Genomic DNA, 25,538 nt, shown 5'->3' with positions numbered 1-25,538 from the left:
ACGCCGGTGCAAGGACGATTCGCAAGCAATCCGTCACCCTTTTTTTCGTTCTTCTTTCATCGATTGCTCGATCCACTCCTGCAGCTTGTCCTGAAGTGGATGAAAACCGTCTCCGTCATCATCAATACGAATACCGCGCCGATGGTTTCGGCCTCCTTCGTCTGTTGCCCGGATCGACAAGCTGATCTTGCTTTCGTCCTCATTTACCGATAGCACTTTTACCGTAATTTCATCGCCCACCGTTAAATAATCATGGACATCACGGACAAATCCATGGGTAATTTCCGAAATGTGGACAAGTCCCTGACGGCCATGATCCAGCGCTACAAATGCACCATATGGCTGGATGCCGGTAATTTTCCCGGTCACAATTTGTCCCGGTTCAAATTTTGGTTCCATCAAATCTCTCCAGTTTTTTTGTGGTTTCTTGTTTTATGCGTCGCGATATTATATCACACTTTTGATTGACATAACATTATCTACCGGTTTTTTAACAAAAAAAGAAGCGCCGTTTACACGGCACTTCTTTTCTGCTTCTCTAAAAAGCGGCTAATTCGTTTGATGGCTTCCTGCAGCTGGCTCATAGAGGATGCATAGGAACAACGAATGTACCCTTCCCCTCCCTTACCGAACACGGAGCCCGGCACTACAGCGACTTTTTCTTCAAGCAGCAGCCCTTCGGCAAACTGTTCAGAAGTTAAACCTGTTGATTGAATGGATGGAAACACGTAAAAAGCACCGCCCGGCAAATGGCAGTCAAGGCCGATTTCTTTAAACGACTGCACCATGTAATTACGACGCTGCCGGTAATCTTTTTTCATGCTTTCCACGTCCGTCATTCCGTTCTGCAAGGCTTCGACGGCTGCATACTGTGCGGGTGTAGAAGCACACATCATCGTATATTGATGAATTTTCAACATGGCCCGTGAGACTTCTTCGGGCGCGCACGTAAAGCCAAGCCGCCAGCCGGTCATGGCAAATCCTTTGGAAAAGCCGTTAATTAAAATCGTCCGTTCTCGCATTCCGCTAAGTGATGCGATCGATGTGTGTGACTGGTCGTATGCCAGCTCTGCGTATATTTCATCCGCAATTACAAGCAAATCGTGTTTTTTCACAATCGAAGCGATCGCTTCAAGATCCTCCCGGTCCAGCTGTGTGCCGGTCGGGTTATTTGGATAGCAAAGCAAAACGGCTTTCGTTTTCGGGGTAATCGCTGCTTCAAGCTGCTCCGGCTGCAGTTTAAAGCCGGTCTCTCCAGTTGTGCCAATCGTTACAGCATGACCGCCTGTTAACTCTACCAGGGGAGCGTAAGACACAAAGCAAGGCTCTACCACAATGATTTCATCACCCGGGTCAATAATCGCACGCATCGCAATATCGAGTGCCTGACTTGCCCCTACCGTAACAATCACTTCTTCTTGCGGAGAATAACTTACTCGAAACCGGTCTGCCATATAACGAGCGATCTCTGTCCGCAGTTCTATTAAACCGGCATTCGCGGTATAAGAGGTAAAGCCTCGCTCTAATGAATTGATAGCAGCTTCCCGCACAGACCATGTAGTGACAAAGTCGGGTTCCCCTACACCGAGAGAAACAACTCCTTCCATTGTCGCAGCCAGGTCAAAAAATTTCCGGATACCGGACGGGCGCATTTTTTCCACAGACTTTGCAACATAACTTTTTTTAGTGAGTGTCATTATGGCGACACCACGATTCGGTTATCTTCACGCTTTGATGCATAAATCTTGCCATCATGCTTATATTTTTTCAATTGAAAATGAGTAGTTGTGGAAACGACTGAATCAAGCGTAGATAATTTTTCGGAAACAAAGCGGGCAATTTCATTCATGGACTGCCCTTCAACGGTTACCGATAAATCATAAACCCCTGACATTAAATAAACGGAGCTGACTTCTTTGAAGCGGTAAATCCGTTCTGCCACTTCGTCAAAACCGACACCTCGTTTCGGCGTGACTTTCACGTCGATCATCGCCGTTACACCTGTGAAATTATCCATCTTCGCCCAGTCAACGAGTGTGGCGTAGTGAACAATCACCTTTTCTTCTTCCAGGCGGCGAATCGTCTCCGCGACTTCAGTTTCTGACGTACCGATCATTTTGGCAATGTCCGCTGCCTCAAACCGTGCGTCTTTTTGCAGAATTTCCAGAATTTCCACTTCTTTTTCATTCAGCTTCATTACGAATCCTCCTCAACGATATCAAAAGCTACATGGATCATTATAGCAAAAAACGAAACGATTTGTGTGCTTCACTAAAAAATACGATTATATTTGTTTTTTTTCACAAAGAGCAAGAAACGGTTTGTTTAATAGAAAGCAGTTTTTTTGCGAGATGAATAGGATCTCCTCCCGGCATGGGAGCATCAAACGAATGCTCATAAATGCGGCGAATCTCTGCCGCCAGCTTTTCAGCATCGTCCTCCTGGTGAACCGCATAAATCGCATCCGCCATTTCTGTATCGTAAAATCCTTCTCCTGCTTTATAAGGGTCAAACGCCTGCAGTACGTCTGCAAGCGCAAAGTTTAATTGAGCAATTTCATTCATTTGTATCACCTTCCAACTTGATGTATGTTTATTGTCAAGGAGAGTGAAAGGCATGTCAAGATTTGATGAAGTCATTGAGCGCCGCGGAACAAACGCGGTAAAATGGGACGGATTAAAAACCGTATTTGGCCGCGAAGATGTCTTGCCGATGTGGGTGGCAGATATGGATTTTAAAGCGCCAGATGTTGTGATTGAAGCCATTAAACAATCAGCGGAGCATGGCGTGTACGGCTATACGATTGTACCAGACTCTACGCGGGAGGCTATTGTCAACTGGATGCAAGACCGGCATGGCTGGGCCATAAAAAAAGAATGGCTGCTGTTTAATCATGGTGTGGTTCCGTCTATTGGTGCAGCTGTTGAAGCGTTGACCGAGCCAGGAGATGCGGTGATTGTGCAGCCGCCTGTTTACAATCCATTTTTTGATATGATTCAGCGAAACGGGCGCACACTTGTGTACAATGAACTGCTTCTTCAAGACGGGCGTTACGAAATGGATTTCGCGGATCTTGAACAAAAAATGGTTCAAGAAAAAGCAAAAATGATGGTGCTCTGTTCCCCTCATAATCCAGGCGGCCGTGTCTGGACAGCGGAAGAGTTAGCAAAAACAGCGGACCTGTGTGAAAAGCATGGCGTTATCCTTGTTTCAGATGAAATTCATTCTGATTTAACACGTACGCCTCGTAAACACGTTCCCGCTGCATCACTGAAAGAAGAATATGCAGCTTTTACGATTACACTTATCGCCCCAAGCAAAACGTTTAACTTAGCCGGCCTGCAAGCTTCCGCTCTTATTGTGCCGGATAAAACCATTCGCACGAAATTGCAGACGCTGTTTGCGAAACAAGGTCAGTTTACGCTGAATCAAATGGGCATTGTCGGCATGGAAGCGGCTTATCGATACGGCCATGAGTGGCTCGAGGAAGTGTTGGAATATATTCATGGAAATGTACAGCTAGTAAAAGAATATGCAGATGAACATATTCCCGCTCTTTCTGTTATGGAACCGGAAGGAAGCTATCTCGTTTGGGTAGACTGCCGAACACTTGGCCTTTCAGACAAAGAGCTGCTGGATCTTTTTCTCAAGCACGGCGTGGCTCTTGGAAACGGTGCTAAGTACGGGCCAGGCGGAGAAGGCTTTATGCGGATTAATGTCGCCTGCCCGCGCTCTGCTGTGGCTGAAACGATGGAACGAATGAAAAGAGCCGTAGAATCTCTTTAATCGAAAAAAGCCAGGCCGCAGAACGGCCTGGCTTTTTTATACACCCTTTTTGTTTCCCCACACAAATGTATGCAGCTGCGGAAGCACCCGCACTCGTTTAAAATCAGCATCCGGCATAACAAGGTTAATCAGCCATTCGTACCGGCCTGCTAAGTGTGCAAGCAGTCGGCTGTCATCTTCTTCATCAAGCCGGTCGTTGCCTACCTGCAAGTAAAACGGCACATCCGGAAACCGTTTATGCACACTCTTTGCATAAGCTAAATCTTCTTCATTGAAAACAACCACTTTTAAGCTGACAGACTGGCCGGCTGTCTGCGTCACAATATGAGCCAGCTTATCAAAGTCCGTTACCATGCCAGAGCTCGGCGGCTTTGGCGAAATCGTCAGTTCATCAATGTCTTTAAACCAGGGCTGATACTTTGTTCCCTGCGTTTCAAGCGCAGAGATAATGCCTTTTTCTTTAAACAGCTCAAGGAGCCCATCAATATGCGGCAAAAGTGCAGGATTGCCTCCTGAAATCGTTACATGATCAAACGTATTTCCTCCAACACTGCAAAGCTCTGCCCAAATTTCTTCCGGTGTCATTTTACGAATCTCGTCTTTTGCACTTCCATCCCACGTAAAAGCCGAGTCACACCAGGAACAGCGATAATCACAGCCGGCCGTCCGGACGAACATTGTCTTGCGGCCAATGACGGCTCCTTCCCCTTGAACAGTCGGACCAAAAATCTCTAATACAGGAATCATACAAAATCACCTTTTTTCGGACGGAAAACCACATAGCTTGTTGGTGTTTCACGGACAAACACCTGAAGGCATTTTGGCTTATTGGCCATTTGATCGAGTTCTTTTTGGATCACTTCCCAAATTGTGCGGGCTACCACTTCCGTTGTGGGAAAGCGTTCTGAAAGATCTTCGGAAAAAAGCCCATCTTCGTTTAAAAGAGTATGGTCAAAACGTTTGTGTACAAGTGACTTGATCAGCTGAAAATTCACTAAAAAGCCCGAATCGTTCAGCCGGTCCCCAGCAACCGTAATGTTGACGAAGTAGGTATGTCCATGTATGTTGCGGCAGGCTCCCGCTTCTTCGTGCGGCACATAGTGCGCTGCGGCAAAATGAAAATCTTTGTTTAATTCATAGCGGAAATCGTGCGCTGGCGCTGGATAAATCTGCTGCATCATTGCACGCCGCCTCCTTTTTCCTCTATAAACTGATCAAGGCCGTTTTGACGCAGGCGGCATGCCGGGCATTCACCGCACCCCGACCCCTTTATTCCGTTATAGCAGGTGAGCGTCCGATCCCGCACATATTCAAAAGCGCCCAGTTCATCGGCAAGCTTCCATGTTTCTTTTTTGTCCAGCCACATAAGCGGGGTATGAATCACAAAATCATGGTCCATTGATAAGTTAAGCGTGACATTCAATGATTTCACAAAAGAATCACGGCAATCTGGGTAGCCGCTAAAATCTGTTTCACACACGCCTGTTACAATGTGACGGGCTCCGGCCTGCTTTCCAAGAATCGCCGCAAACGAAAGAAACAGCAGATTGCGTCCTTCTACAAATGTAGATGGAAGCTCCCCTTCTTTAATTTCAATATCGATATCAGAACGAGTCAATGCACTCGGTGCCAGCTGGTTTAGCAATCCCATATCAAGCACATGGTGCGGCACCCCTAAATCAGCGGCAATTTCTTTTGCCACCTCAATCTCAGCATCATGCCGCTGTCCGTAATTAAACGTTACTGCAATCACATCTTTAAAGGTTTGTTTGGCCCAGAACAAGCATGTAGTACTGTCCTGGCCGCCGCTGAAAACAACAACGGCTTTTTCATTTTTTAACATATAGTCTTCCTTCTCTCTTATTCGAAAGAAATGGAACGCGAAGACACGAGAAAAAAACCGTCATCTGCCGGTTTTTTCCTTAGTTTTTTATAGAGGGAATTCGCGAACCTCTCCCGCCCTGGGGCGGAATGTCTTCTTTCATTTATTGATAACGCTTATCGCTTCGTTTTGTTGGCTCTTTGAATTTGTTCTTCCAAATGCTTTGTCCGCTCTTCTTCTTTTCTTGATATACGTTTAATTAGAAGAAACGCGCCGATTGCCATCAGCACAAACACACTCATTGAGATGGCTGCTGGAATGTACTCGCTTTTGTCTTCAGGGAAATACAAAAAATTACCAAATCCGATCAAAAGATTCGTCCACACAGGCCATGCCTCCATTCGTTGTTCCCGTCTATTATAGCAGGACACTTTCATAAATCCAACTGTACGATAATGTTATTTCCATTCACACAGGAATATTGATACAATAATCCATTAAGGAGGGAAAATATGAACATTGGTGATTTAGTAACAGCCCATTATAAATCAGGCAAATATATTGGAACGATTACTGGCATCCGCCCTGGTATCTATACAGTAAAAATCTCATCTGTTTTACGTCACCCTGCCCAGGGAGATCTGCACAATCCAAACGAAGCGGATGTGCCGTTTTTTCATGAGCGCAAAGCATTGGCGCATTACGAGCAGGCGAATATTCCAGAATCAGCTGTCCACTCTTACGAAGGAGCTCCCCTGGAGTACAATGAATCTCTTATTGCTGCTGTTCACAAGCTTGAAACAAGATTAAAAGACCGGGAAAATGCTTTTTCTGCCCGCAGCCTCGAGGCACTTCAGTCTGTGAAAAAAGAATATGAACTTATGTACAAAGTTTCGTTCAAATAGCCCACTTTTGTGAAGAAGAGCCCTTTATTTCCAAAGTTATTTCCTTTATTATGGTACATATGCACGTTTAAACCTCGAAAAAGGCGGTTAGTGAATGAGAACGGTTTTAGGATATGTACTCATCATTTTACTCATCCCCCTCTCTGTTTTAACATTTTATTATGCGGATGCAGAAGCGGGAAAAGTGCAAAATTTTGATGATTACGTAGAAGAAAAGATAGTCATTAACGAAGTAGATCTGCCTCAGGCAAGCAAGATAAAAGACACAAACGGGAATATTTATGTTGAGTTATATCAGCCTAACCGAATTGTAGTCGATGGGGAAAAAATCCCTTCTTTTCTAAAAGAACTCTTTCTTCAGTCGGAAGATAAGCATTTCTATGAGCATTCCGGTATTGATGCGGCAGCTGTGATTCGTGCATTCATGGTTAACGCCCAGTCAGACGAAATTGAACAAGGCGCCAGTACGATTACCCAGCAGGTGGCACGCAATATTTATCTGACACAGGACCGGACGTTGGCACGGAAAATTGCCGAAGTGCTGTATTCCTATCAGATCGAGAAAAAACTAGAAAAAGAAGAAATACTAGATTTATATTTAAACGTTATTTATTTCAACCACAACACATATGGTGTTGAAGCGGCTGCGCAGTATTACTTCCAAAAGCCGGTGGACAAGCTGTCCAAAGCACAGATGGCTTTTATTGCAGCTATCCCAAACAATCCAACTCTTTATGATCCTGAAAGAAACTTTGAAAATACGAAAAAGCGTCAGGAACGGCTGATTGATATTATGGCCCGCGAGGAATTTATTACTCCCGAAGAAGCGGAACAAATCAAAAGTGAAAAAATCACGTTAAAAGTACGGGATCGTTTAGATAAATATCCAGACTACTCAACTTACGTGATGCATGAATTCAGAGAGCTGATTTCAGAGTCGGAAGGCTTTGACCAGCAGCTTTTAAACGCCGAGGGCGACGCCCGTGAAGCGATCCAGCAAAAGCTGAGCGACCGCGTCGCAGAAGTACTGGCGTCCGGTATTGTTATTCACACAGCGCTTGACCCGGACATTCAATCAAAAGCAGTAAATGCCGTCAATAACGTGCTGGCCGGCTCATCAGTCCAGGCATCTGCTGCCGTGATCGGCAATCAATCTCATGATATTGTAGCGATGTCAGGCGGAAAAGACTTCCAGAAAACAGACTTTAACCGTGCTTTCCAAGGTTACCGCCAGCCGGGTTCAACGATTAAGCCGCTACTCGATTATGCGCCTTATCTGGATACATATGGAGCGGGTATCAATGACATGGTTTCAGCGGATAATTACTGCTATCAAGGCTACTGCCCATCCAATTACAGTAAAACAGAGTATGGAATGGTGCCTATCAAAGAAGCGCTGGCCAAGTCGCATAATACAGCCGCTCTGCGCCTTCTAACAAAAACAGGCATGGAACGGGCTTACAGCTACCTGGATAAGTTTGAATTTGAAAAAGTAACAGAAACCGATCATAATGCTCCTGCAACAGCACTGGGCGGCTTTGATTACGGGATGACCACATTGGAAATGGCAAGCGCCTATACATCCTTTATTGATGGCACGTATACAAAACCTCATGCGATCAAGCGTGTTACGGACTTTAAAGGCAATACGCTGTTTGCATGGGACGAGGAGCCGGTCCGAGTCTGGTCAACGGCCACTTCTTACAAAATGCGAGCGATGCTGGCCAATGTTGTAAAAAATGGAACCGGAAAAAAAGCGAACTTTGCTACGTCGTATATCGGTGGGAAAACCGGTACAACAAACAGCTACCGTGACCTATGGTTCGTCGGGTTGACAGAAGGCTACACAGCTGCTGTATGGACCGGGAAAGACAAATACGAAAACAAGTGGGATAACATTCGCTTTATGGAATCTTATGCCCCGCACCAGCTGATCTGGAAACGCATTATGAGATAATGAAAACGCACATCCGAACCGGGTGTGCGTTTTTTTTTGTAAAGAAAAACCGGACGCAGGGTCCGGTTCTGATTCATTATGCATTTGTTTCGTCGTAGATTGGAACCCAGCCTTCCGTTGTTACGAAAATACGGACGGCAACCACTTTACGATCGTCCATCAACGTAAAGTAATGGCGCGTGTTGACCGGTACAGAAATCAAATCACCCGGCTCAAGTTCAACATTAAAGAACTGGCCGTCTTTTGCCTGGATTGCAAAAATTCCATGGCCGCTGACGATAAAACGAACTTCGTCATCTGTGTGGATATGGATTTTTTGAAAGTTTGTTAAAAGCTCATCTAAATTAGGTGTGCTGTCAGACAGGGAAATCACATCATGAGCCTGGTAGCCGCGGCGCTCTGAAATATCACGGATTTCTTCACCGAACACCTCAAGGATTTGCTGCTTTTCTTCATCTGACAACGCATAGTTTTCACGAAGGTTTTCCGGAAGCTTGGAAATATCCCATTTTTCATAAATAACTTCCTGTGCTGCTAAAAATGCATCAATTGCGTTTTTATCGGTAATACGTTCGCCTGTTTCTTGGAATTGAATGACTGCCATTTTGTTATCTTCCTTTCAACATCTGTAGTTTAATATGCCATGAAAACAGAAATTCATAGGCTTCTAGAAACTTTTTCGCTTCGAATGCATCCTTGCCCCATACTGTAATACCGTGATTACGGATCAAAACGGAACCGGCATCCTGTGTAACATAGCGGCCGAACTCTTTGGCGAGAGCCGGGATATGGGCATGATTCGGAATAATCGGTACCGTAATCGATGCATTTTCTTCCCAAATGCCAAATGCTTTAATGATTTCCTGACCGCTGAATGTTACTGCTCCTTCTTCAGCGTACAGCTCAGAGATGACATTATTGTCCACCGTGTGTACGTGGAGGCTGCAGCCGGCAGCTGTTTTCCCATACACTTCTACATGAAGAAGTGTTTCAGCGGACGGCTTGCCGGCAAATCCTTCAATCGCTTGACCTTGAAGGTCTACAAGCAAAAAATCCTCATCCGTTTCTTTTCGCTTGTCTTTGCCGCTGGCTGTTACTAAAAAAGACTCGTCATCTACTTTAATAGATAGATTTCCACTTGTGCCGGGAAACCAATCACGGGCAGCAAGCTCTCTTTTAACCTCCGCCAGATCATTCCATCTTAATTGTAATGCATTCATTTCACTACCTCTTTCACATGGTCGATAACATCCCAAAACGTTTCAAATGGCTTGTGAGGAAGGCCCAGCTCTTCGCTTTTTTGCAGCAGCAAATCTCTGGCAATCACAAAGCTGGCAAGCTTGGCTGCTTCAAGGTCGGTCACGGAGTCCCCGATCACAATCATCTCCTGTCCCGGTGCAATATGACGGACAATCGACGGTTTGCAGCAGCCGCACTCGTTTGTACAATGCTCGTCACAGGAATGCGGCCATTTAATATGAATATGGCTGCCTGAGAAATCAGCTTCATTGCAGTAAATATGGTCTTCCGGCACAAGGCCCTGTAAAATTGGTTTCACAAAAAAGTCCATTCCGCCGCTGACTACGTAAAGCGGAATGCCTGCCTCTTTTGTATACGCGACAAACTCAGCAAATCCTTCCCGAATTTTTGCATCTGCCAGAATAAACTCTGTAATTTCACTTCTTTGAGAAGACGGAAGCAATGAAAACATTTGGCCGACGCCTTCCTTAATCGAGATTTTCTGAGAGAGGACGCCGTCTTTCAGCGCATTCCATTCTGGAGGAGCGAATTTCTTCATGATGGCAATAATATTGTCATTTTTTGTAATAGTGCCATCAAAGTCACAAATAATAACGGGGTTTTGCATCATTTATTTGCTCCCCCATAAATCAAGTGCCACACGCAGCTCTTCATTTTCTTCTGCTGCCTGCTCAAGAGTCCGGCCGGCTAAAACCGCATCAATGGCCTGTCGGAATGCACGCCCGCCGCCTTCTGCACCACTCGGGTGGCCGTGAACCCCGCCTCCTGCATTAATGATCGAATCTTTTCCAAAGTCATCATACAGAACAGGAACAAGCCCTGGATGAATGCCCGCTGATGGAACCGGAAAAGTGGGCTTATGCACACTTGTCTGGAGCGCCATTTCTGCTGTTTTAAGCGCTGCTGAACGCTCAAGTGCCACCGATCCATATGGGGATGGAAACAGTGTAAAATCAGCTCCCGCCATTCGCACAAGCTTGCCAAGCATAAGCTCAGTTGAAAAGCCGTGATATGGTGCAGATGTGAAGGCGCCTGAGACAGCAGGGTGCGCCATGATCGGCACGCTGATCTTTGGATCCTCAGCGAGCTCCTGCAGCACATCAAGCCCATAAGCAAATACATTAAACAAAAACGCAGAAGCGCCAAGCTCAATGCCCCGATACGCTTTTTCTTTCAATTCGCTTGTACGTCCTGACAGGTTTACGGCATACAGCGCTTTTCGGCCGCTTTGTTCAATAACCCGTTTTCCAAGCTTTACACGCTCTTCAAACGGTGTCAGCGGATTATCAAATAAAATTTCATCATCTTTGACGATATCAATACCGCCGGCGATTTGCGCTCGCAGCTGTTCTTCCATATACGCCATATCGCGGCCAATCACGCCTTTGAAAATACTCATGAGGAGCGGACGCCCGTAAGCACCGGTTTGTTCGCGAATTCCTTCCACGCCAAACTTTGGCCCCGGGAAACGACCGGCAAGATCATCTGAAAGGGATAAATCGACCAGCTGGACCGCACCGTCAAGTGACAGCTTGCCAAACACCGTCACGAGAATCGCCGGCAAATCCGCGCTGAAGTTTGCAGCAGGATAGGCAATTTTCACTTCTGCCCCGCGCCCATAAACCGTTTCTTCTCCAGTTTCCTGAACAGACAGAACACGCCCTTTATGCTGCTTTAGCTGCTCCTGTTCGAGAAGCGGCAAATCGGTCCAAGAACCAATCGTTAAACCAAGTGCGATTCCTTCTGCTTTTTTTTCGAAAGCGCCTTTTTGATCAAACAGGCGGTACGTTGCGATCACTTCGTTCATATAGCTTTTCTCCATTCTAAATGCCTACTAGTTTACTAGGATTGTGTCATTTTTCAGTTAATTTGTCAATGAAGCGGACCTTCATTAAAGAGCGGAAAATAAGCCAAGGCGGCCAATGCGCCGGATGGCTTCTTGCAGCCGCGCTTCCTCTGTCAGCAGTCCAACACGGACATAGCCTTCCCCATGGGCACCAAATCCAATACCCGGCGCTGTAACAACATGTGCTTTTTCCAGCAGTAAATCGGAAAACTGAACGGATGTGTAAGGCTTTGGCACCGGAAGCCAGGCGAAAAATGAACCAGCCGGAGCCGTCACATCCCAGCCGATTGACCGGCAGGCATCAACAAGTGCGTTACGGCGCTTCTCGTACCGATTTGATAATTCCCGCACACAATCCTGCGGCCCTGAAAGTGCAGTAGCTGCAGCCTGCTGAATGGCACTGAAAAGACTTACATACATATGATCCTGCAGCAGGTTGACTGCAGAAATCACACTTGGATTCCCTGCTAAAAATGCGACCCGCCAGCCGGCCATATTATAGGTTTTCGACAATGTGTACAGCTCTACGCCAACTTCTTTCGCTCCTTGTGACTGCAGAAAACTTGGCGGCTTCTGTCCATCAAAACCAATTCCTCCATACGCAAAGTCGTGTACTACACAAATATCATGCTCATGCGCAAGAGCGACGGTTTCATCAAAAAATGCCCGGGTTGCCTGCGCACCAGTCGGATTGTTTGGATAGTTCAGCAAAAGCATTTTTGCCCGCTCGAGCCGAGCTTTCCCGATATCCCCATAATCCGGCAAAAAGCGGTTTTCTTCCACAAGCGGCATGTAATCCATTTGAACATCGGCAAGCGCTGCTCCCGACCAATAATCCGGATAGCCGGGGTCAGGCACGAGCATATATTCACCTGGATTCATTAAACACATTGGCAGCTCAACGAGTCCCGCTTTGCCGCCGAATAAAATAGCGATTTCCGTCTGCGGGTCCAAATCTACATCATACTCCCGCTTATAAAAGCCGGCCGCTGCTTCCTTTAAGAAATTCTGTCCTTGAAACGGCGGGTATTTATGAAAATCCGGCCGCTCTGCTGCTTCTTTTAAAGACGCTACAATATGCTCCGGAGTCGGCTGGTCTGGATTGCCTTGTCCTAGATTAATAACATCGTGTCCGGCGCTGACATATTGGGCGGCTTTTTTGGTAAGTGCCGCAAAAAATTGGTCGGGCAGCCCGGATAACAGCTGTGATTGTTTAAATTGCTTCATTCGTTCACCTACTTAAAATTTTCTTGCAATTTCAGTCATAAATATATATATTATTGAACAAATTGTAAATATATTTGGAGGAATGACCATGTCTTCATATGAACCCTTAACAATAGATTCTGCGGTTGCCCTCGTTAAAAAGCTTGGTTTGCTCGCGGAAACCGACACCGTTTCTGCAAATGAAATCGGAGATGGCAATTTAAATTACGTGTTTCATATAAAAGGAACAGATAAAAGTCTTATTGTTAAACAAGCCCTTCCTTATGCAAAAGTAGTAGGAGAAAGCTGGCCGCTGACGCTTGAACGGGCTGATATCGAAAACCGTGCCCTGCGCCTGCAAGGAACATTTGCGCCTGACTATACCCCTAAAGTCTACTATTCTGATAAAGATTTAGCGATTACGGTCATGGAAGATTTGTCTCATCTGACCATTGCCCGGACAGGCCTGATTCATGGAGAAGATTATCCGCTGATTGCCCGCCATACCGGTGAATTTATTGCACGCACGCTGTACGGAACCTCGGATTTCGCACTCGGTCCGCAGGAGAAAAAGAAGCTGCAGCACACATTCAGCAATCCTGAGCTATGCGATATTACAGAAGGACTTGTGTTTACCGATCCGTTTTTTGATGCAGAGACGAATGATTTCGAAGAGAGCTTGCGTGCCGACGTGGAAAAGCTTTGGCAGGACGATGAACTGAAACTTCATGCTGCCCAGTTGAAGCGCTTGTTTTTAACAGCGGGTGATGCGCTTCTGCATGGAGATCTGCACACAGGAAGCATTTTTGCGAGCGCTGCTGAAACTAAAATCATTGATCCGGAATTTGCTTTCTATGGGCCATTCGGATTTGATATTGCTCACTTTACAGCGAACCTGTTTATGAATGTTCTATCCCGCGAAGAGGGTCGTCGCGAGCCGCTTTACGAGCATATTGTGACTGTTTGGGATGTTTTTAACCGTGAGTTCAGCCGGCTTTGGAACGAGCAAAATACGGAAGCCTTCGCAAAAACAGAAGGCTATTTAGAGTGGCTGCTGGCGGATATTTTTGAACAGGCTGCCGGCTTTATGGGACTTGAAATGATTCGCCGGACAATTGGACTTGCTCACGTAAAAGATTTGGATGGCATCGTGGATGATCAGCAGCGCCTGCAGGCGAAACGCCACTCTCTGTCGCTTGGTGCTCACTTTGTTAAAGAGCGGGCTTCCTATTCATCTGCCGATCAGTTAGTTGCAGCTGTAAAGGAGGCACTTCAATGAATATTCCACAATCCGTCTTCTGGGAGAACGATGCGATTCAACTGCTTGACCAGCGAAAATTGCCTCATGTAACTGAATATTTAACGTTAGAAACGGTTCCGGCTGTGTTTGACGCAATCAAATCTCTCGCTGTCCGTGGGGCGCCGGCTATTGGAATTGCGGCCGCTTTTGGTGTCGCATTGTCAGCACTCCGTCACCCATCTGATGACCTTGATGAACTAAAGGAACAAGTATTAATCGACAGCGGCTATCTTTCACAGTCCCGCCCAACAGCTGTTAATTTATTTTGGGCATTGAATCGGATGAATGACGTGGTCGTTAACTCTGAGACAGCCGCCGCACTGCGCGAAAACGTGCTTGCTGAAGCACTTGCTATTCAAAAAGAAGACGAAGATGTGTGCCGGGCGATTGGCGAATACGCTCTTCCTCTTTTCAACAACGGTGACCATGTCATGACGATTTGTAATGCAGGCTCTATTGCAACCGCGAAATATGGAACGGCGCTTGCCCCTTTCTTTCTTTCAAAAGAGCATGGAATCAACTTGTCCGTTTTTGCTTGCGAAACACGCCCTGTGTTCCAGGGAGCCCGTCTCACTACGTGGGAACTTATGCAGGCCGGTGTAGATGTCACACTGATTACGGACAGTATGGCAGCACACACGATGAAAACGAAAAACATTTCAGCGGTGATTACAGGAGCCGACCGTGTAGCAGCAAACGGGGACTCTGCTAATAAAATCGGAACCTTTGGCCTTGCTGTTTTAGCCAAATCATTTGGCATTCCGTTTTATATTGCCGCTCCCCTGTCGACCTTTGATTTGGATACGCCAAATGGCGATGCCATTCCGATTGAAGAGCGGGATCCGGCCGAAGTTACCGAAGTGAGTGGCATGCGCATTGCACCAGAAGGCATTTCTGTTTTCAACCCAGCTTTTGATGTAGCGCCAGCCGAATTGATTACAGGCATCATTACCGAAAAAGGAATTGTAAAACCGAACAAAGAAGCCATTGCGGCACTGTTTGTATAAAAAAAAACGAGCTTCGTTTCGAAACGAAGCTCGTTTTTTTAAAGTGGTATAGCAGCCAGCAGGCCATTGTATAACTTCATAAAAATAAGAGCGAGCAATAAGCCGAAGAAAATCCAGAAGACCGCTTCAAACACGATAATTCCAATCATTTGCGGCGTTGAAATATGCGGGCTCAGCTTGTAAACAAAGTACACAACATACACTACAGACGTCACAAGAAAAATAATGATCGTCCCGACAGCAGAAGAAAAGCTGACCAATGAAATCAGTCCGCCCAGAAAATAGATCACTGCGCCAAAGCGGGTTTTTTTCAGCAGCTCTCCTTCTGCATCCTTAGAGAAAAAAAGCAGCGCCAGCTCGTTTGCTGTATTCGCCAGAAGCTTGAACGTGGCAAAAATCATAGTGAATACAACCATCAACCCGCCGATTACGACGAGATTTACTTCTGTTTTGGTAAAGATATCGAGCATGGTATTATACAAGTTTGCTTGTTTCAGCATATCTACAATAAAGGCTTGTCCAAACATCGAAAGTGATAAGCTGAATAATAGGATGGATAAGAGCGGCATATAGCCGGTTAAATACGAGTTTTTCATCAACATAATTCTCCCCTGTCACAATCAGTCACTGTTCATTATGCAAGAGGTTGTTTGTTATGACAAGTCATTTCCAATCTTTTTTTGGAAAAACCCCACAATTTCTGTCAAAATCCGCATAGTTCTTTTGTCGAATTTTTATTTTTTTCGCCCGGAAAATACCGTTACTCTTCATATTTATTACGAGAAGGAGCAGTTCGATTGTTCTCCCGTTTTGGGCAATGCACGAACATTTTTTTTACGTTATAATTTGAATTATGCATAAAAATATGGGGAGGGATTTATTTGTCTTTGCTTCACTGGGCCATTCTCGCTCCTTTTTTGATGGCTGTATTCGTTCCGCTTATTCATAAAAGAGCAGCGTCCATCCATACTGGGTGGTTTGTACTGATTCTGCCCGTTCTTTTGTTCGGGATGTTTCTGCAATATCTTCCCGTCACAAGAGAGAACAGTTCTATTACCGAAACGGCTTCCTGGATTCCATCACTTGGAATCAACTTTACCGCATACATAGATGGCTTAAGCCTCCTGTTTGCCCTCTTGATTACCGGAATTGGCTCGCTGGTTGTGCTGTATTCTATTTTTTACTTGTCTCAATCAAAGGAAAAACTAGGTCACTTTTATGTATATTTACTCATGTTTATGGGTGCGATGCTTGGCGTGGTCCTGTCTGACAATGTGATCACGCTGTATATGTTTTGGGAATTTACGTCTATTTCTTCTTTCCTGCTGATCGCGTACTGGTATGACCGCGAACGCTCCCGTTACGGGGCTTTAAAGTCGATGCTCATTACCGTATTCGGCGGATTGATGATGCTCGGCGGGTTTCTCGTTTTATCGCTTATGGGTGATACATTCAGCATTCGTGAATTGGCGGCTCAGGCTCTGGAGTTAAATGAAGACCCGCTTTTTGGACTGGCGATGATCCTTGTTCTGCTCGGCGCTTTTACAAAGTCCGCACAGTTCCCATTCTACATCTGGCTTCCAGATGCGATGGAAGCACCAACGCCGGTTAGTGCGTATCTGCACTCGGCTACAATGGTCAAAGCCGGGATTTACCTTGTTGCCCGTTTCAGTCCGATCTTTGCCTTTTCCGGCTACTGGTTCTGGATTGTTGGAGCCGTCGGATTATTCACCATGACATGGGCTTCCTTTAATGCCGTAAAACAAACCGATTTAAAAGGAATTTTAGCGTTCTCAACGGTCAGTCAGCTTGGCTTAATCATGTCGCTGCTGGGCATAGGGGCAGCAGCGCTTCATGTTGAATCGCTGGATGACAATGTATTTACCGCAGCGGTTATTGCAGCTGTGTTTCATTTAATTAACCATGCAACCTTCAAAGGAAGTTTATTTATGGCGGTCGGTATTATTGACCATGAAACAGGCACGCGGGATATCCGCAAGCTTGGCGGATTAATGAGCTTAATGCCGGTTACCTTTACGCTGTCTGTAATCGGTGCTTTTTCAATGGCTGGTCTGCCGCCATTTAACGGTTTTTTAAGCAAAGAAATGTTCTTGGCTTCTATGGTGCATTTACTCGAACTGGATTTGTACCAGATGGATACATGGGCGATCCTTTTCCCGGTTATCGCCTGGATTGGCAGTGTGTTCACATTTATTTACAGCATGATAATTGTGTTTAATGTCTTTACGGGTCCCTTCCAGCCGGAGAAACTCGAGAAAAAACCACATGAAGCACCTATTGGCATGCTTGTTTCACCGATTATTTTAGCCGCTCTTGTCGTAGTATTCGGCTTGTTTCCGAATTTGCTTTCCTACAGCTTGATTCAGCCGGCTGCGGCCGCTATTGTACCGTCCATTCTGCCGCCGGGCGGTCAGCTCGACGTTCATATTTCCTTTTGGCACGGTTTTAAGCCTGAGCTCTTTATGACCATCGGAGTGATTGTCATTGGCATTCTACTTTATAAACTCATGCCAAAATGGATCAAAATGTATGACTATATGCCTGAAAAGGTTACTCTGAATCAGTTTTACAATGCCAGCTTGTACGCAGCAGAACGCGGCTCAAATGCGATTACAAATGCGTATATGACCGGCTTTATCCGCAGCTATCTTTTATACATTTTTGTGTTTTTTATCGGAATTCTCGGCTTCACCATGTGGGCGAAAGAAGCATTTCGCTATAATGCTTCTTCTGCTGCGCCGATTGGATTGTATGAAGTAAGCTTAATCATCGTTCTGGTTATTGCGACTGCCACCATTTTACTGGCAAAATCACGTTTAACGTCCATTATTGCGCTTGGCGGGGTTGGCTATACCGTGTCGCTGTTTTTTGTTATTTTCCGCGCACCGGATTTGGCTTTGACGCAGCTTGTAATTGAAACAGTCTCAACGGCCTTGTTTCTGCTTTGCTTTTACCATCTTCCAAAATTATCGCGTCATGAAGAAAAACGGCGCTTTCAGGCAGGTAATGCCCTTGTCGCAGCCGGTGTCGGTATCATGGTGGCACTGCTCGGCATATCCGCTCACAGCTCGAAGTTTTTCACTTCTATCAATGACTATTACGTTGAAAACACATATGAAAAAGCCGGCGGCGAAAATATGGTCAATGTAATCCTCGTTGACTTCCGCGGTTTTGATACGCTGTTTGAGATTTCTGTGCTGGCTGTTGCGGCACTTGGTATTTACGGACTGATTAAACTAAGGCTTGAGAAAGGCGGCGAAACAAATGAAAACAAATGATGTAATTTTCCAAACCGTCGCCAAAGTCGTTTTTTTCATGATTATCTTTTTTGCGGTTCACTTGTTTTTTGCCGGACATTATTATCCGGGCGGCGGTTTCGTAGGCGGCCTGCTTACATCCGGCGCGATTGTTCTTTTGCTTTTAGCTTTTGATATTAAAACGGTACGGCACGGGTTTCCGCTTGACTTCAAATGGCTGATCGGCCTTGGCCTCCTTTTTTCAGTCGGAACCGCTGCCGGATCTCTGCTTTTCAATGTACCGTTTTTTACTCACGCTTATAATTATTTTCAACTGCCGCTGTTCGGCAAAACATCGCTTCACACTGCGATGTTGTTTGATTTAGGCGTGTACCTCGTTGTCATTGGTGTAACCATGACCATTATTCAAACGATTGGAGAGAGTGAATAATGGAAATTTTAATGTGTATCATTGCCGGCCTGCTTTTTGCAGCAGCGGTTTACTTAATGCTTTCGAAAAGCCTGCTCCGGATTATTATCGGCACCGGGCTTCTCAGCCATGGAACCCATTTAATGCTTTTAACAATGGGCGGGCTCAAAACTGGAGCCGTGCCGGTTCTCGGGGAACATGCCTCTGTTTATACAGACCCGATTCCGCAGGCGCTTATCTTAACGGCTATTGTCATTAGTTTTGGTGTTACAGCCGTGTTTCTTGTAATCGCTTATCGTGCATACCAGGAGATTGGCACAGATAATATGGAGCAGATGAGAGGAATGGAAACGGATGATTAATTTACCTATTTTACCCATCCTGATCCCTCTTGTTTCGGCTGTGTTACTCCTGTTTTTATCAAAGCGTGTCTATGCCCAGCGAGTGGTATCTGTGGCTGCTTCTTTTGCTACGGTTATTGCAGCGGCTGTTGTTTTAATGAAAGTGAAGACAGATGGGATTCAAACGGTTGACATGGGCAGCTGGCCGGCTCCATTTGGCATTACGCTTGTGTCAGATATGCTGAGCATCCTGCTCGTTTTAACGTCTTCTGTCATTACGCTTTGTGTGGTCCTTTATTCATTCCGCTCCATTGGCAGCGGCCGGGAAGCATTTTATTACTACCCGATTGTCCAATTTTTACTTGTTGGCGTAAATGGATCGTTTACAACCGGTGATATTTTTAACCTGTTTGTTTTCTTTGAAATTATGTTAATGTCGTCATATGTGCTGATTGTGATCGGCGGAACAAAAGTACAGCTGCAGGAATCTATTAAATATATTTTGATTAACGTGATTTCCTCGGCTATTTTTGTTATCGCAGTTGGGTTTTTGTACTCGGTTACCGGCTCACTGAATATGGCGCACATTTCCGCCCGCCTTACTGACATTGGCGGCGAGCCCATTGTCACCGTGCTGGCGCTTCTTTTCTTGATTGTGTTCGGTTTAAAAGGCGGTATTTTTCCGCTTTACTTCTGGCTGCCAGGTTCGTACGCGGCACCACCTGCACCTGTTTTGGCCCTGTTCGGTGCCCTGCTTACAAAAGTAGGCGTATACGCCATCTTACGAACTTACACGCTATTTTTCTATCATGACCAGCCATTTACACATGATATTTTATCCCTGCTAGCTTTGCTGACCATGGTTGCAGGTTCGATTGGCGCTCTTGCATACAAGGATGTAAAACAAATTCTGATTTATAACATTGTCATAGCGGTTGGTGTTCTATTATTCGGCATTTCCATTATGACGGAGGAATCAATCGCCGGCACCCTCTTTTATTTTATTCATGACATGATTATCAAAGCGGCTCTGTTTATGCTGGGCGGCATCATGATTTGGATTACAGGTACGTCAAAGATGGATAAGATGGGCGGGCTGATCCGCCAATACCCGGCACTTGGCTGGATCTTTCTTACAGCATCTTTTGCGCTCGCCGGCATTCCGCCGCTGTCTGGTTTTATCGGCAAATTATTGATTGTCCGGGCAGGATTTGAATCGGGTGAATATGTTGGAGCCATCGTTGTGCTTCTGTCGAGTCTGGCTGTGTTGTATTCGGTTGTTACGTTATTTATGGAGGTTTTTTGGAAAAAGCCAAAATTGCCGCAGCTTCATGCAAAAAAACAAACATCCTCCTTGTTCCTTCCGGCTGCAGCTCTTGTTGTTCTTTCTGTTTTATACGGTGTCGGAACAGAAGCGGTTTATCCTTATGTGATGCAGGCTGTTGAAGCGCTCATCCATCCGGAAATCTACATTGACGCCGTATTAAAGGAGTAGATCGTATGGCTTTTCAAATTTTACTCAATGTGTTTCTCGCATTTCTCTGGATGTTTTTGCAGGTGTCTTTCAGTGCACGGACCTTTATTATTGGATACCTGCTTGGATTGATTGTGATGGCTGGAATGCGCCGCTTTTTTAAAAGCCGCTTTTATCTGCATCGTGTCTGGGCCGTGATCTACTTATTTCTGCTGTTTTTAAAAGAGTTAATTAAAGCGAATTTTGACGTGTTAAAGCTGGTGCTCCGTCCTAAACTGAACATTCGTCCGGGTATCTTTGCACTTGAAACCGAACTGAAGTTGGATTGGGAAGTCACCCTGCTGTCGAATTTAATTACGCTGACTCCCGGCACACTTGTGGTGGATGTATCGGATGATAATAAAACCCTTTACATTCACGCTATTGATATTGAGAATGTGTCAGAAGCAGTAGACAGCATTAAAAATTCGTTTGAAAAAGCCATTATGGAGGTGAGCCGCGGATGATTGAGACTGTTTTGCAGATTTCTCTTTTACTGCTGGCCGTTTCTATGATTGGCCTCGTTTACCGGCTTGTAAAAGGGCCAACCGTTCCAGACCGTGTTGTCGCCCTCGATGCAATGGGCGTCAATCTTGTGTCGATTACAGCCGTTTTGTCTATGCTGCTTGATACGCATAATTATCTTGATGTTATTCTCTTGATTGGTATTTTGGCATTTATCGGAACTGTTGCTTTTGCCAAGTTTTTAGAAAAAGGCGAGGTGATTGAATATGACCGTGATCAGTGAAGCTGTCATTGCCGTTTTATTGCTTGTCGGAGCGTTTTTAACCCTTGTCTCAGCATTCGGGCTGATCCGCCTTCCAGACGTTTATACACGCAATCACGCCGCTTCTAAAAGCGCAACGCTCGGAGTGATGTGCATTCTGCTGGCAACGTTTGTTTACTTTTTTGCGAAGGACGGATTTTTCAGCTCACGGCTCCTGCTCGGTATTGCTTTCTTTTTTATTACCGCACCTGTTGCAGGCCATTTAATCAGCCGTGCCGCCTACAATTCCGGCGTGAAAATGTGGGATCAAAGCGTGCGTGATGACTTAAAGACTAAACAGGCACAAAAAAAGAACTAAAAAAGCTGTCCGCAACTGGACAGCTTTTTTATTCATACAGCGTTTGGGCCTTCTCACCATTTTCCTGATAAATTGTAAGAATTCCTTCATGCTGTTTCACATATTCTTTCGCTTCCTCTAAAAGCGCCTGTTTTGTGCCCTCTGAACGGATGGCCCGTTTGCCATTTTCTTTTTTCAGTACCCAGCGCTCTTCTTCATGCTTTACTTCATAACGCGGCCGTCCTTCATCCTTTTTTGCTTCTGCGCTTCTCGCACGGTCAATGGCAATGGCAATAGAACGCCCTTCCTCATACCCTTCATCCAAGAGCGCATTGGCAATTTCGATCGCTTTATCGCGTATATGGTCCGGCAGATTTTTCATCGAAGCCGGGTACTCATTTTTGTTCCAAGGCATGAAAACCACTCCTTTTTTAAAAATGTTCCCGCCCTATTAAAAAATCAAACGTCACTTTTTCGCTTTCACAGCAATCGTACATCGTGAAAGACAAATCAGCTTCCCGTTTTCGTCCTTTATTTCAATAGACCATACCATTGTTGACTTTCCACGGTGAACGATTAGAGCGGTAGCCGTCACAATCCCATCTCTTTTCGATTTGATGTGGTTGGCATTGATTTCAAGGCCAAAGCAGACCTCCGTGTCCAGGTCAATCATCGCTGCAGCGCCAATACTTGCCGCTGTTTCCGCAAGGGCAACAGAAGCGCCTCCGTGCAGAAATCCGAACGGCTGGCGCGTGCGTTCATCCACAGGCATTGTCATCACTACACGGCCTGTTTCAATCCTCACCACTTCCATTCCGAGTGCGGCAAGCAGTGTATGATCGGTTTGAATGTTCATAAAATCCTCTCCTTCAAAAAAAGGTGCCTCTTAAAGAGGCACCTTTTTATTATAATGTCATGGCCGCAATCCATCCAAAGATGAGAAGCGGGATATTATAATGGATAAAGGTTGGAACGGATGTATCCCAAATATGATCATGCTGTCCGTCCGCATTTAAACCTGCAGTTGGTCCAAGCGTACTGTCTGATACCGGCGATCCACCGTCTCCCAGCACTCCTGCTGTTGTGACCAGCGCAATCGTGGCCATTGGACTGAAACCAAGCTCAAGAGCTAAAGGAACGAAAATCGTAGCGATAATAGGGATGGTTGAAAATGAGGAACCAACCCCAACTGTCACCAGCAAACCAACTAAAAGCATTAACAATGCGCCCAGTGCTTTGTTGCCGCCAATGGCATCCGCAGCTGTTTGCACCAAGCTTTCAACATGACCGGTTTCAACCACTACGTTTGCAAATCCGGAAGCAGCAATGAGTACAAAGCCGATAAAGGCCATCATTCTCATACCATCTGTCAGCAAATGATCTGCCTCACTCCATCGGATCGCACGAAATACGTATAAAACCACAATGCCGGCCATCGCACCAAACACCATTGAGTCTGTTTCCAGCTGAGCAGCAAGTGCAGCGGCAATCGACAAGACAGCTACAATCAACCCATACTTGCTGGGCATTTTCACTGATTTTTCTTCTTCACTCGTGCTTGTTAAATGTAACTCCGCATATTCACGCGGTTTCCGATAAGTGAAAAATACAGAAATAATCAACCCAACAACCATTCCGACAGCTGGAAGAATCATCGCATACGGTACTTGGTCAGTTGAAACATCCAAGCCGCTTTTGCCCATGCTCGTCACGACGATTTCGTGAAAAATCTGTCCAAATCCGACCGGAAGCAGCATATAAGGCGTTACCAGCCCAAATGTAAGCACACAAGCGATCAGGCGCCGATCAATTTTTAGCTCATTCATAATTTGAAGAAGCGGCGGAATTAATAGCGGAATAAACGCAATGTGAACCGGTACAACATTTTGTGAAAAACAAGCCATTACTAAAATAAAAAATATAATAAGTGCTCTCGGCAATTTTTTTGAGCGTGATTCCTCTTTACTGCCGATAAACTTTAATACAACGTTTACAAGTGCTTCTGGCAAACCTGTACTTGATATCGCAACAGCAAAACCGCCCAGCATAGCGTAGCTGAGCGCAACACTCGCTCCATCACCCAGACCATCGGTAAAGGCGGTAATTGTACCGTCCAAACCAAGTCCGCTTACAAGCCCTCCTAGAAGCGCACCGATAATAAGCGAAAAAGCTACATTGACGCGGAGCAGGCTGAGAACAAGCATGCTGAGAACAGCAAAAACAACTGCATTCATTTCTTTTATACCCCCAACACTTTAATCTGCTAAATTACTAAAGGACCGCTTAAAGATAGCAAATTGCCTGCCCGCTTGTCAATATACTTTTCTAATATAGTTAATAAACAAATTATTCAGACTGATCTGACAGTGCCAAAATTGCCAGTGTCCGTGTCATGACTCCCGGTGTCAGCTCCGCACTGCCGGCGATGTCGAGGTGCACCCAGGGCGTGCTTTCTGCAAATTCGCCGATAAAGCCGCCTCCCATAATGGCATGGCCTTCCCGTCCCGGAGAATTATTTAAATCCGCCACATCACTTGTTCGAATTCTCTTTTTATCGTATTCAGTCAGCGGAAGCTGCCAGATCATTTCCCCCGCTTCGTGTGATGCTTCAAGCACCTGTTCAAAAAATGGTTCATTGTTGGTGATCGCACCTGTTTTATCTTTTCCAAGCGCAATAATCACTCCGCCTGTCAGTGTAGCCAGGTCCACAATTTTACCGGCACGCTGCTGTTTGGCATACGTAATCGCATCCGCTAACACAAGGCGGCCTTCTGCATCTGTATTTTTCACTTCGATCGTTTTCCCTGACAAAGAGGTAATGACATCATCTGGTTTAAAAGCATTGGCACTAATCACATTGTCTGTCGCGGGAATCACAGCCATAACCGGCTGATCCGGCTGCAGCTCTCCAATAATCTCCATCGCACCAAGCACAGCCGCTGCACCGCCCATATCTGTTTTCATGCCGACAATGCCATCTTTCGGCTTGATAGAGTAGCCGCCTGTATCAAAAGTGACTCCTTTTCCGACAAATGTCAGTACATCCTCCCAGGTATCTGTAGGGCTGTATTTGAGCGTAATCATTTTAGGCGGTTCAGCCGATCCTTGGGCAACAGCTAAAAAAGCACCCATGCCGATTTTCTCCATATCTTCCCGTTCCAGCACTTCCAGTTCAAAGCTATACCGCTCGGCCAATTTCTCCGCATGAAGGGCAAGATCACTGGCTGTCATCATATTCGACGGAGTAGCGGTTAAACGAATCGCTGTGTTCGTGCCATCTGCCATCGTTTTTCCTACTTTACATGCCGCCTGGATTTCGTCCGGATCTGCCTCTGTATATACGACAACTGCCGTTAACTGCTTTTCCGGCTCGTTACCCGGCGTGCGGTATCCCGTGTATTCAAAGCGCGCTAAAAACAGTGCTTCTGTTAAAGCCTCTGCCGCTTCAACGGCTGTTACGTTCTCTGTGACAAAGGAATCAAGTACAATGGCAATCGATTCCAGACCGTATGGCTTGGACTGCTTGGCTGCTTTTTGCACAGCTCGGTGAATCGCATGAAAATCCGCTTCTTTTTCTTTGCCAAGCCCAACTGTGACCATTCGCTTAGCTGGAATATGGCCAAGAGCTGGAATAACAGAAGTATGTTCTTCTTTCGCGGAAAGATCACCGTTTTTCACTAGTTCTGTCAGCTGCCCGGAAAAAGCTTGATCGAGCGGTTCGAGCACTCCCTCAAATTTCAATGGCTTATCAAACAGGCCAATAAGCAGTACATCTGCTTCAGTTTCCAAAAAGGGTTCGTTTTTGATTACGAACATTTTCATCACCTCACGTGTTATTATAGGG

At 45.7% G+C, this 25,538-nt stretch carries 30 protein-coding genes and 1 riboswitch; of the genes, 12 read left to right on the top strand and 18 right to left on the bottom strand.

Annotated features, from left to right (window positions below; genetic code table 11):
- Window positions 1-33: 33 nt before the first annotated feature.
- The 4 genes from yugI to RRU94_RS12740 all read right to left on the bottom strand — a co-directional run bounded on the left by yugI (window position 34) and on the right by RRU94_RS12740 (window position 2,564).
- Window positions 34-399: a S1 domain-containing post-transcriptional regulator GSP13 gene (yugI, locus tag RRU94_RS12755; RefSeq protein WP_050183036.1), complete on the bottom strand. Its 366-nt coding sequence runs from the start codon at window positions 397-399 to the stop codon at window positions 34-36.
- Window positions 400-512: 113 nt separating this feature from the next.
- Window positions 513-1,697 (bottom strand): aminotransferase, encoded by a 1,185-nt coding sequence (locus tag RRU94_RS12750; RefSeq protein WP_315694671.1) that lies wholly within the window; start codon window positions 1,695-1,697, stop codon window positions 513-515.
- Window positions 1,697-2,197 carry an Lrp/AsnC family transcriptional regulator gene (locus RRU94_RS12745; protein WP_251269732.1) on the bottom strand — a complete coding sequence of 167 codons (501 nt, stop codon included), beginning with the start codon at window positions 2,195-2,197 and terminating at the stop codon, window positions 1,697-1,699. The genes RRU94_RS12750 and RRU94_RS12745 overlap by 1 nt, the downstream gene beginning before the upstream one ends.
- 103 nt (window positions 2,198-2,300) lie before the next feature.
- Window positions 2,301-2,564, bottom strand: coding sequence for a DUF1871 family protein (locus RRU94_RS12740; RefSeq protein WP_315694670.1), 264 nt, complete (start codon window positions 2,562-2,564; stop codon window positions 2,301-2,303).
- Between the two features lie 52 nt (window positions 2,565-2,616).
- On the opposite strand from RRU94_RS12740, the gene RRU94_RS12735 reads away from it, so the two are divergent.
- Window positions 2,617-3,786 (top strand): MalY/PatB family protein, encoded by a 1,170-nt coding sequence (locus RRU94_RS12735; protein WP_315694668.1) that lies wholly within the window; start codon window positions 2,617-2,619, stop codon window positions 3,784-3,786.
- A 36-nt stretch (window positions 3,787-3,822) separates the two neighbouring features.
- Here the strand turns inward: RRU94_RS12735 and queE are convergent, their stop codons facing one another.
- The 4 genes from queE to RRU94_RS12715 all read right to left on the bottom strand — a co-directional run bounded on the left by queE (window position 3,823) and on the right by RRU94_RS12715 (window position 5,994).
- Window positions 3,823-4,533 (bottom strand): 7-carboxy-7-deazaguanine synthase QueE, encoded by a 711-nt coding sequence (gene queE / locus RRU94_RS12730; RefSeq protein WP_315694667.1) that lies wholly within the window; start codon window positions 4,531-4,533, stop codon window positions 3,823-3,825.
- On the bottom strand, window positions 4,530-4,967 hold the full coding sequence (gene queD / locus RRU94_RS12725) for a 6-carboxytetrahydropterin synthase QueD (protein WP_315694666.1): 438 nt from the start codon (window positions 4,965-4,967) through the stop codon (window positions 4,530-4,532). Before queD ends, queE begins: the two co-directional genes overlap by 4 nt.
- A complete protein-coding gene (gene queC, locus RRU94_RS12720; RefSeq protein WP_315694665.1) occupies window positions 4,964-5,629 on the bottom strand; it encodes a 7-cyano-7-deazaguanine synthase QueC in 666 nt (221 codons plus the stop codon). The genes queD and queC overlap by 4 nt, the downstream gene beginning before the upstream one ends.
- 73 nt (window positions 5,630-5,702) lie before the next feature.
- Window positions 5,703-5,746, bottom strand: a riboswitch (PreQ1 riboswitch).
- Window positions 5,747-5,784: 38 nt separating this feature from the next.
- The gene (locus RRU94_RS12715) at window positions 5,785-5,994 is read right to left on the bottom strand and encodes a hypothetical protein (RefSeq protein WP_315694664.1); all 210 of its coding nucleotides are present in this window, start codon (window positions 5,992-5,994) and stop codon (window positions 5,785-5,787) included.
- A gap of 126 nt (window positions 5,995-6,120) precedes the next feature.
- Here RRU94_RS12715 and RRU94_RS12710 point away from each other — a divergent pair, with 126 nt between their 5' ends.
- Complete coding sequence (locus RRU94_RS12710; RefSeq protein ID WP_315694663.1) at window positions 6,121-6,513, top strand: kinase-associated lipoprotein KapB; 393 nt, start codon at window positions 6,121-6,123, stop codon at window positions 6,511-6,513.
- A gap of 94 nt (window positions 6,514-6,607) precedes the next feature.
- Window positions 6,608-8,470: a transglycosylase domain-containing protein gene (locus RRU94_RS12705; RefSeq protein ID WP_315694662.1), complete on the top strand. Its 1,863-nt coding sequence runs from the start codon at window positions 6,608-6,610 to the stop codon at window positions 8,468-8,470.
- A gap of 76 nt (window positions 8,471-8,546) precedes the next feature.
- Here RRU94_RS12705 and RRU94_RS12700 read toward each other — a convergent pair whose 3' ends face one another.
- The 5 genes from RRU94_RS12700 to RRU94_RS12680 form a co-directional block, all read right to left on the bottom strand.
- Entirely contained in the window at window positions 8,547-9,074 is a 528-nt protein-coding gene (locus RRU94_RS12700; protein WP_242234012.1) for a 1,2-dihydroxy-3-keto-5-methylthiopentene dioxygenase, read from the bottom strand.
- A 4-nt stretch (window positions 9,075-9,078) separates the two neighbouring features.
- Window positions 9,079-9,690: a methylthioribulose 1-phosphate dehydratase gene (locus RRU94_RS12695; RefSeq protein WP_315694661.1), complete on the bottom strand. Its 612-nt coding sequence runs from the start codon at window positions 9,688-9,690 to the stop codon at window positions 9,079-9,081.
- Entirely contained in the window at window positions 9,687-10,337 is a 651-nt protein-coding gene (locus RRU94_RS12690) for a 2-hydroxy-3-keto-5-methylthiopentenyl-1-phosphate phosphatase (protein WP_315695946.1), read from the bottom strand. Before RRU94_RS12690 ends, RRU94_RS12695 begins: the two co-directional genes overlap by 4 nt.
- 3 nt (window positions 10,338-10,340) lie before the next feature.
- On the bottom strand, window positions 10,341-11,537 hold the full coding sequence (locus RRU94_RS12685) for a 2,3-diketo-5-methylthiopentyl-1-phosphate enolase (RefSeq protein WP_315694660.1): 1,197 nt from the start codon (window positions 11,535-11,537) through the stop codon (window positions 10,341-10,343).
- 84 nt (window positions 11,538-11,621) lie between these two features.
- Window positions 11,622-12,803 carry a pyridoxal phosphate-dependent aminotransferase gene (locus RRU94_RS12680; protein WP_315694659.1) on the bottom strand — a complete coding sequence of 394 codons (1,182 nt, stop codon included), beginning with the start codon at window positions 12,801-12,803 and terminating at the stop codon, window positions 11,622-11,624.
- An 88-nt stretch (window positions 12,804-12,891) separates the two neighbouring features.
- On the opposite strand from RRU94_RS12680, the gene mtnK reads away from it, so the two are divergent.
- Together mtnK and mtnA are read left to right on the top strand one after the other, a co-directional pair.
- Window positions 12,892-14,061 carry an S-methyl-5-thioribose kinase gene (mtnK, locus tag RRU94_RS12675; protein WP_410493022.1) on the top strand — a complete coding sequence of 390 codons (1,170 nt, stop codon included), beginning with the start codon at window positions 12,892-12,894 and terminating at the stop codon, window positions 14,059-14,061.
- Window positions 14,058-15,089, top strand: a complete 1,032-nt coding sequence (gene mtnA / locus RRU94_RS12670) for an S-methyl-5-thioribose-1-phosphate isomerase (protein WP_315694657.1) — start codon at window positions 14,058-14,060, stop codon at window positions 15,087-15,089. Before mtnK ends, mtnA begins: the two co-directional genes overlap by 4 nt.
- Before the next feature lie 38 nt (window positions 15,090-15,127).
- Here mtnA and RRU94_RS12665 read toward each other — a convergent pair whose 3' ends face one another.
- Window positions 15,128-15,691 (bottom strand): DUF5366 family protein, encoded by a 564-nt coding sequence (locus RRU94_RS12665; RefSeq protein ID WP_315694656.1) that lies wholly within the window; start codon window positions 15,689-15,691, stop codon window positions 15,128-15,130.
- 279 nt (window positions 15,692-15,970) lie between these two features.
- Between RRU94_RS12665 and RRU94_RS12660 the strand changes: the two genes are divergently transcribed.
- The 7 genes from RRU94_RS12660 to mnhG are packed head-to-tail and all read left to right on the top strand — an operon-like array spanning window position 15,971 to window position 21,715.
- Window positions 15,971-18,388, top strand: coding sequence for a Na+/H+ antiporter subunit A (locus tag RRU94_RS12660; RefSeq protein WP_315694655.1), 2,418 nt, complete (start codon window positions 15,971-15,973; stop codon window positions 18,386-18,388).
- Window positions 18,375-18,797 (top strand): Na(+)/H(+) antiporter subunit B, encoded by a 423-nt coding sequence (locus RRU94_RS12655; protein ID WP_242234020.1) that lies wholly within the window; start codon window positions 18,375-18,377, stop codon window positions 18,795-18,797. The genes RRU94_RS12660 and RRU94_RS12655 overlap by 14 nt, the downstream gene beginning before the upstream one ends.
- Window positions 18,797-19,138: a Na(+)/H(+) antiporter subunit C gene (locus RRU94_RS12650; RefSeq protein ID WP_315694653.1), complete on the top strand. Its 342-nt coding sequence runs from the start codon at window positions 18,797-18,799 to the stop codon at window positions 19,136-19,138. The genes RRU94_RS12655 and RRU94_RS12650 overlap by 1 nt, the downstream gene beginning before the upstream one ends.
- The gene (locus RRU94_RS12645) at window positions 19,131-20,612 is read left to right on the top strand and encodes a Na+/H+ antiporter subunit D (RefSeq protein ID WP_315694652.1); all 1,482 of its coding nucleotides are present in this window, start codon (window positions 19,131-19,133) and stop codon (window positions 20,610-20,612) included. The genes RRU94_RS12650 and RRU94_RS12645 overlap by 8 nt, the downstream gene beginning before the upstream one ends.
- Window positions 20,613-20,617: 5 nt before the next feature.
- Window positions 20,618-21,097 (top strand): Na+/H+ antiporter subunit E, encoded by a 480-nt coding sequence (locus RRU94_RS12640; RefSeq protein WP_315694650.1) that lies wholly within the window; start codon window positions 20,618-20,620, stop codon window positions 21,095-21,097.
- On the top strand, window positions 21,094-21,378 hold the full coding sequence (locus RRU94_RS12635; RefSeq protein WP_251269753.1) for a Na(+)/H(+) antiporter subunit F1: 285 nt from the start codon (window positions 21,094-21,096) through the stop codon (window positions 21,376-21,378). The genes RRU94_RS12640 and RRU94_RS12635 overlap by 4 nt, the downstream gene beginning before the upstream one ends.
- The gene (gene mnhG / locus RRU94_RS12630) at window positions 21,362-21,715 is read left to right on the top strand and encodes a monovalent cation/H(+) antiporter subunit G (RefSeq protein WP_315694649.1); all 354 of its coding nucleotides are present in this window, start codon (window positions 21,362-21,364) and stop codon (window positions 21,713-21,715) included. Before RRU94_RS12635 ends, mnhG begins: the two co-directional genes overlap by 17 nt.
- 28 nt (window positions 21,716-21,743) lie before the next feature.
- On the opposite strand, the gene RRU94_RS12625 is transcribed toward mnhG, so the two are convergent.
- The 4 genes from RRU94_RS12625 to RRU94_RS12610 all read right to left on the bottom strand — a co-directional run bounded on the left by RRU94_RS12625 (window position 21,744) and on the right by RRU94_RS12610 (window position 25,510).
- Window positions 21,744-22,109 carry a DUF2188 domain-containing protein gene (locus RRU94_RS12625; RefSeq protein WP_315694648.1) on the bottom strand — a complete coding sequence of 122 codons (366 nt, stop codon included), beginning with the start codon at window positions 22,107-22,109 and terminating at the stop codon, window positions 21,744-21,746.
- A 51-nt stretch (window positions 22,110-22,160) separates the two neighbouring features.
- Window positions 22,161-22,550: a hotdog fold thioesterase gene (locus RRU94_RS12620; RefSeq protein ID WP_315694647.1), complete on the bottom strand. Its 390-nt coding sequence runs from the start codon at window positions 22,548-22,550 to the stop codon at window positions 22,161-22,163.
- A gap of 49 nt (window positions 22,551-22,599) precedes the next feature.
- Window positions 22,600-23,928 (bottom strand): Na+/H+ antiporter family protein, encoded by a 1,329-nt coding sequence (locus RRU94_RS12615; RefSeq protein WP_315694646.1) that lies wholly within the window; start codon window positions 23,926-23,928, stop codon window positions 22,600-22,602.
- 112 nt (window positions 23,929-24,040) lie between these two features.
- Window positions 24,041-25,510: a leucyl aminopeptidase gene (locus RRU94_RS12610; RefSeq protein ID WP_315694645.1), complete on the bottom strand. Its 1,470-nt coding sequence runs from the start codon at window positions 25,508-25,510 to the stop codon at window positions 24,041-24,043.
- Between the last annotated feature and the right edge of the window lie 28 nt (window positions 25,511-25,538).

Origin of the sequence: Domibacillus sp. DTU_2020_1001157_1_SI_ALB_TIR_016, assembly GCF_032341995.1 — a bacterium.
Lineage (GTDB): Bacteria > Bacillota > Bacilli > Bacillales > Domibacillaceae > Domibacillus > Domibacillus indicus_A.
The sequence above is the reverse complement of the archived record's forward strand: the minus strand, read 5'-3'. Positions and strand labels throughout refer to the sequence as shown.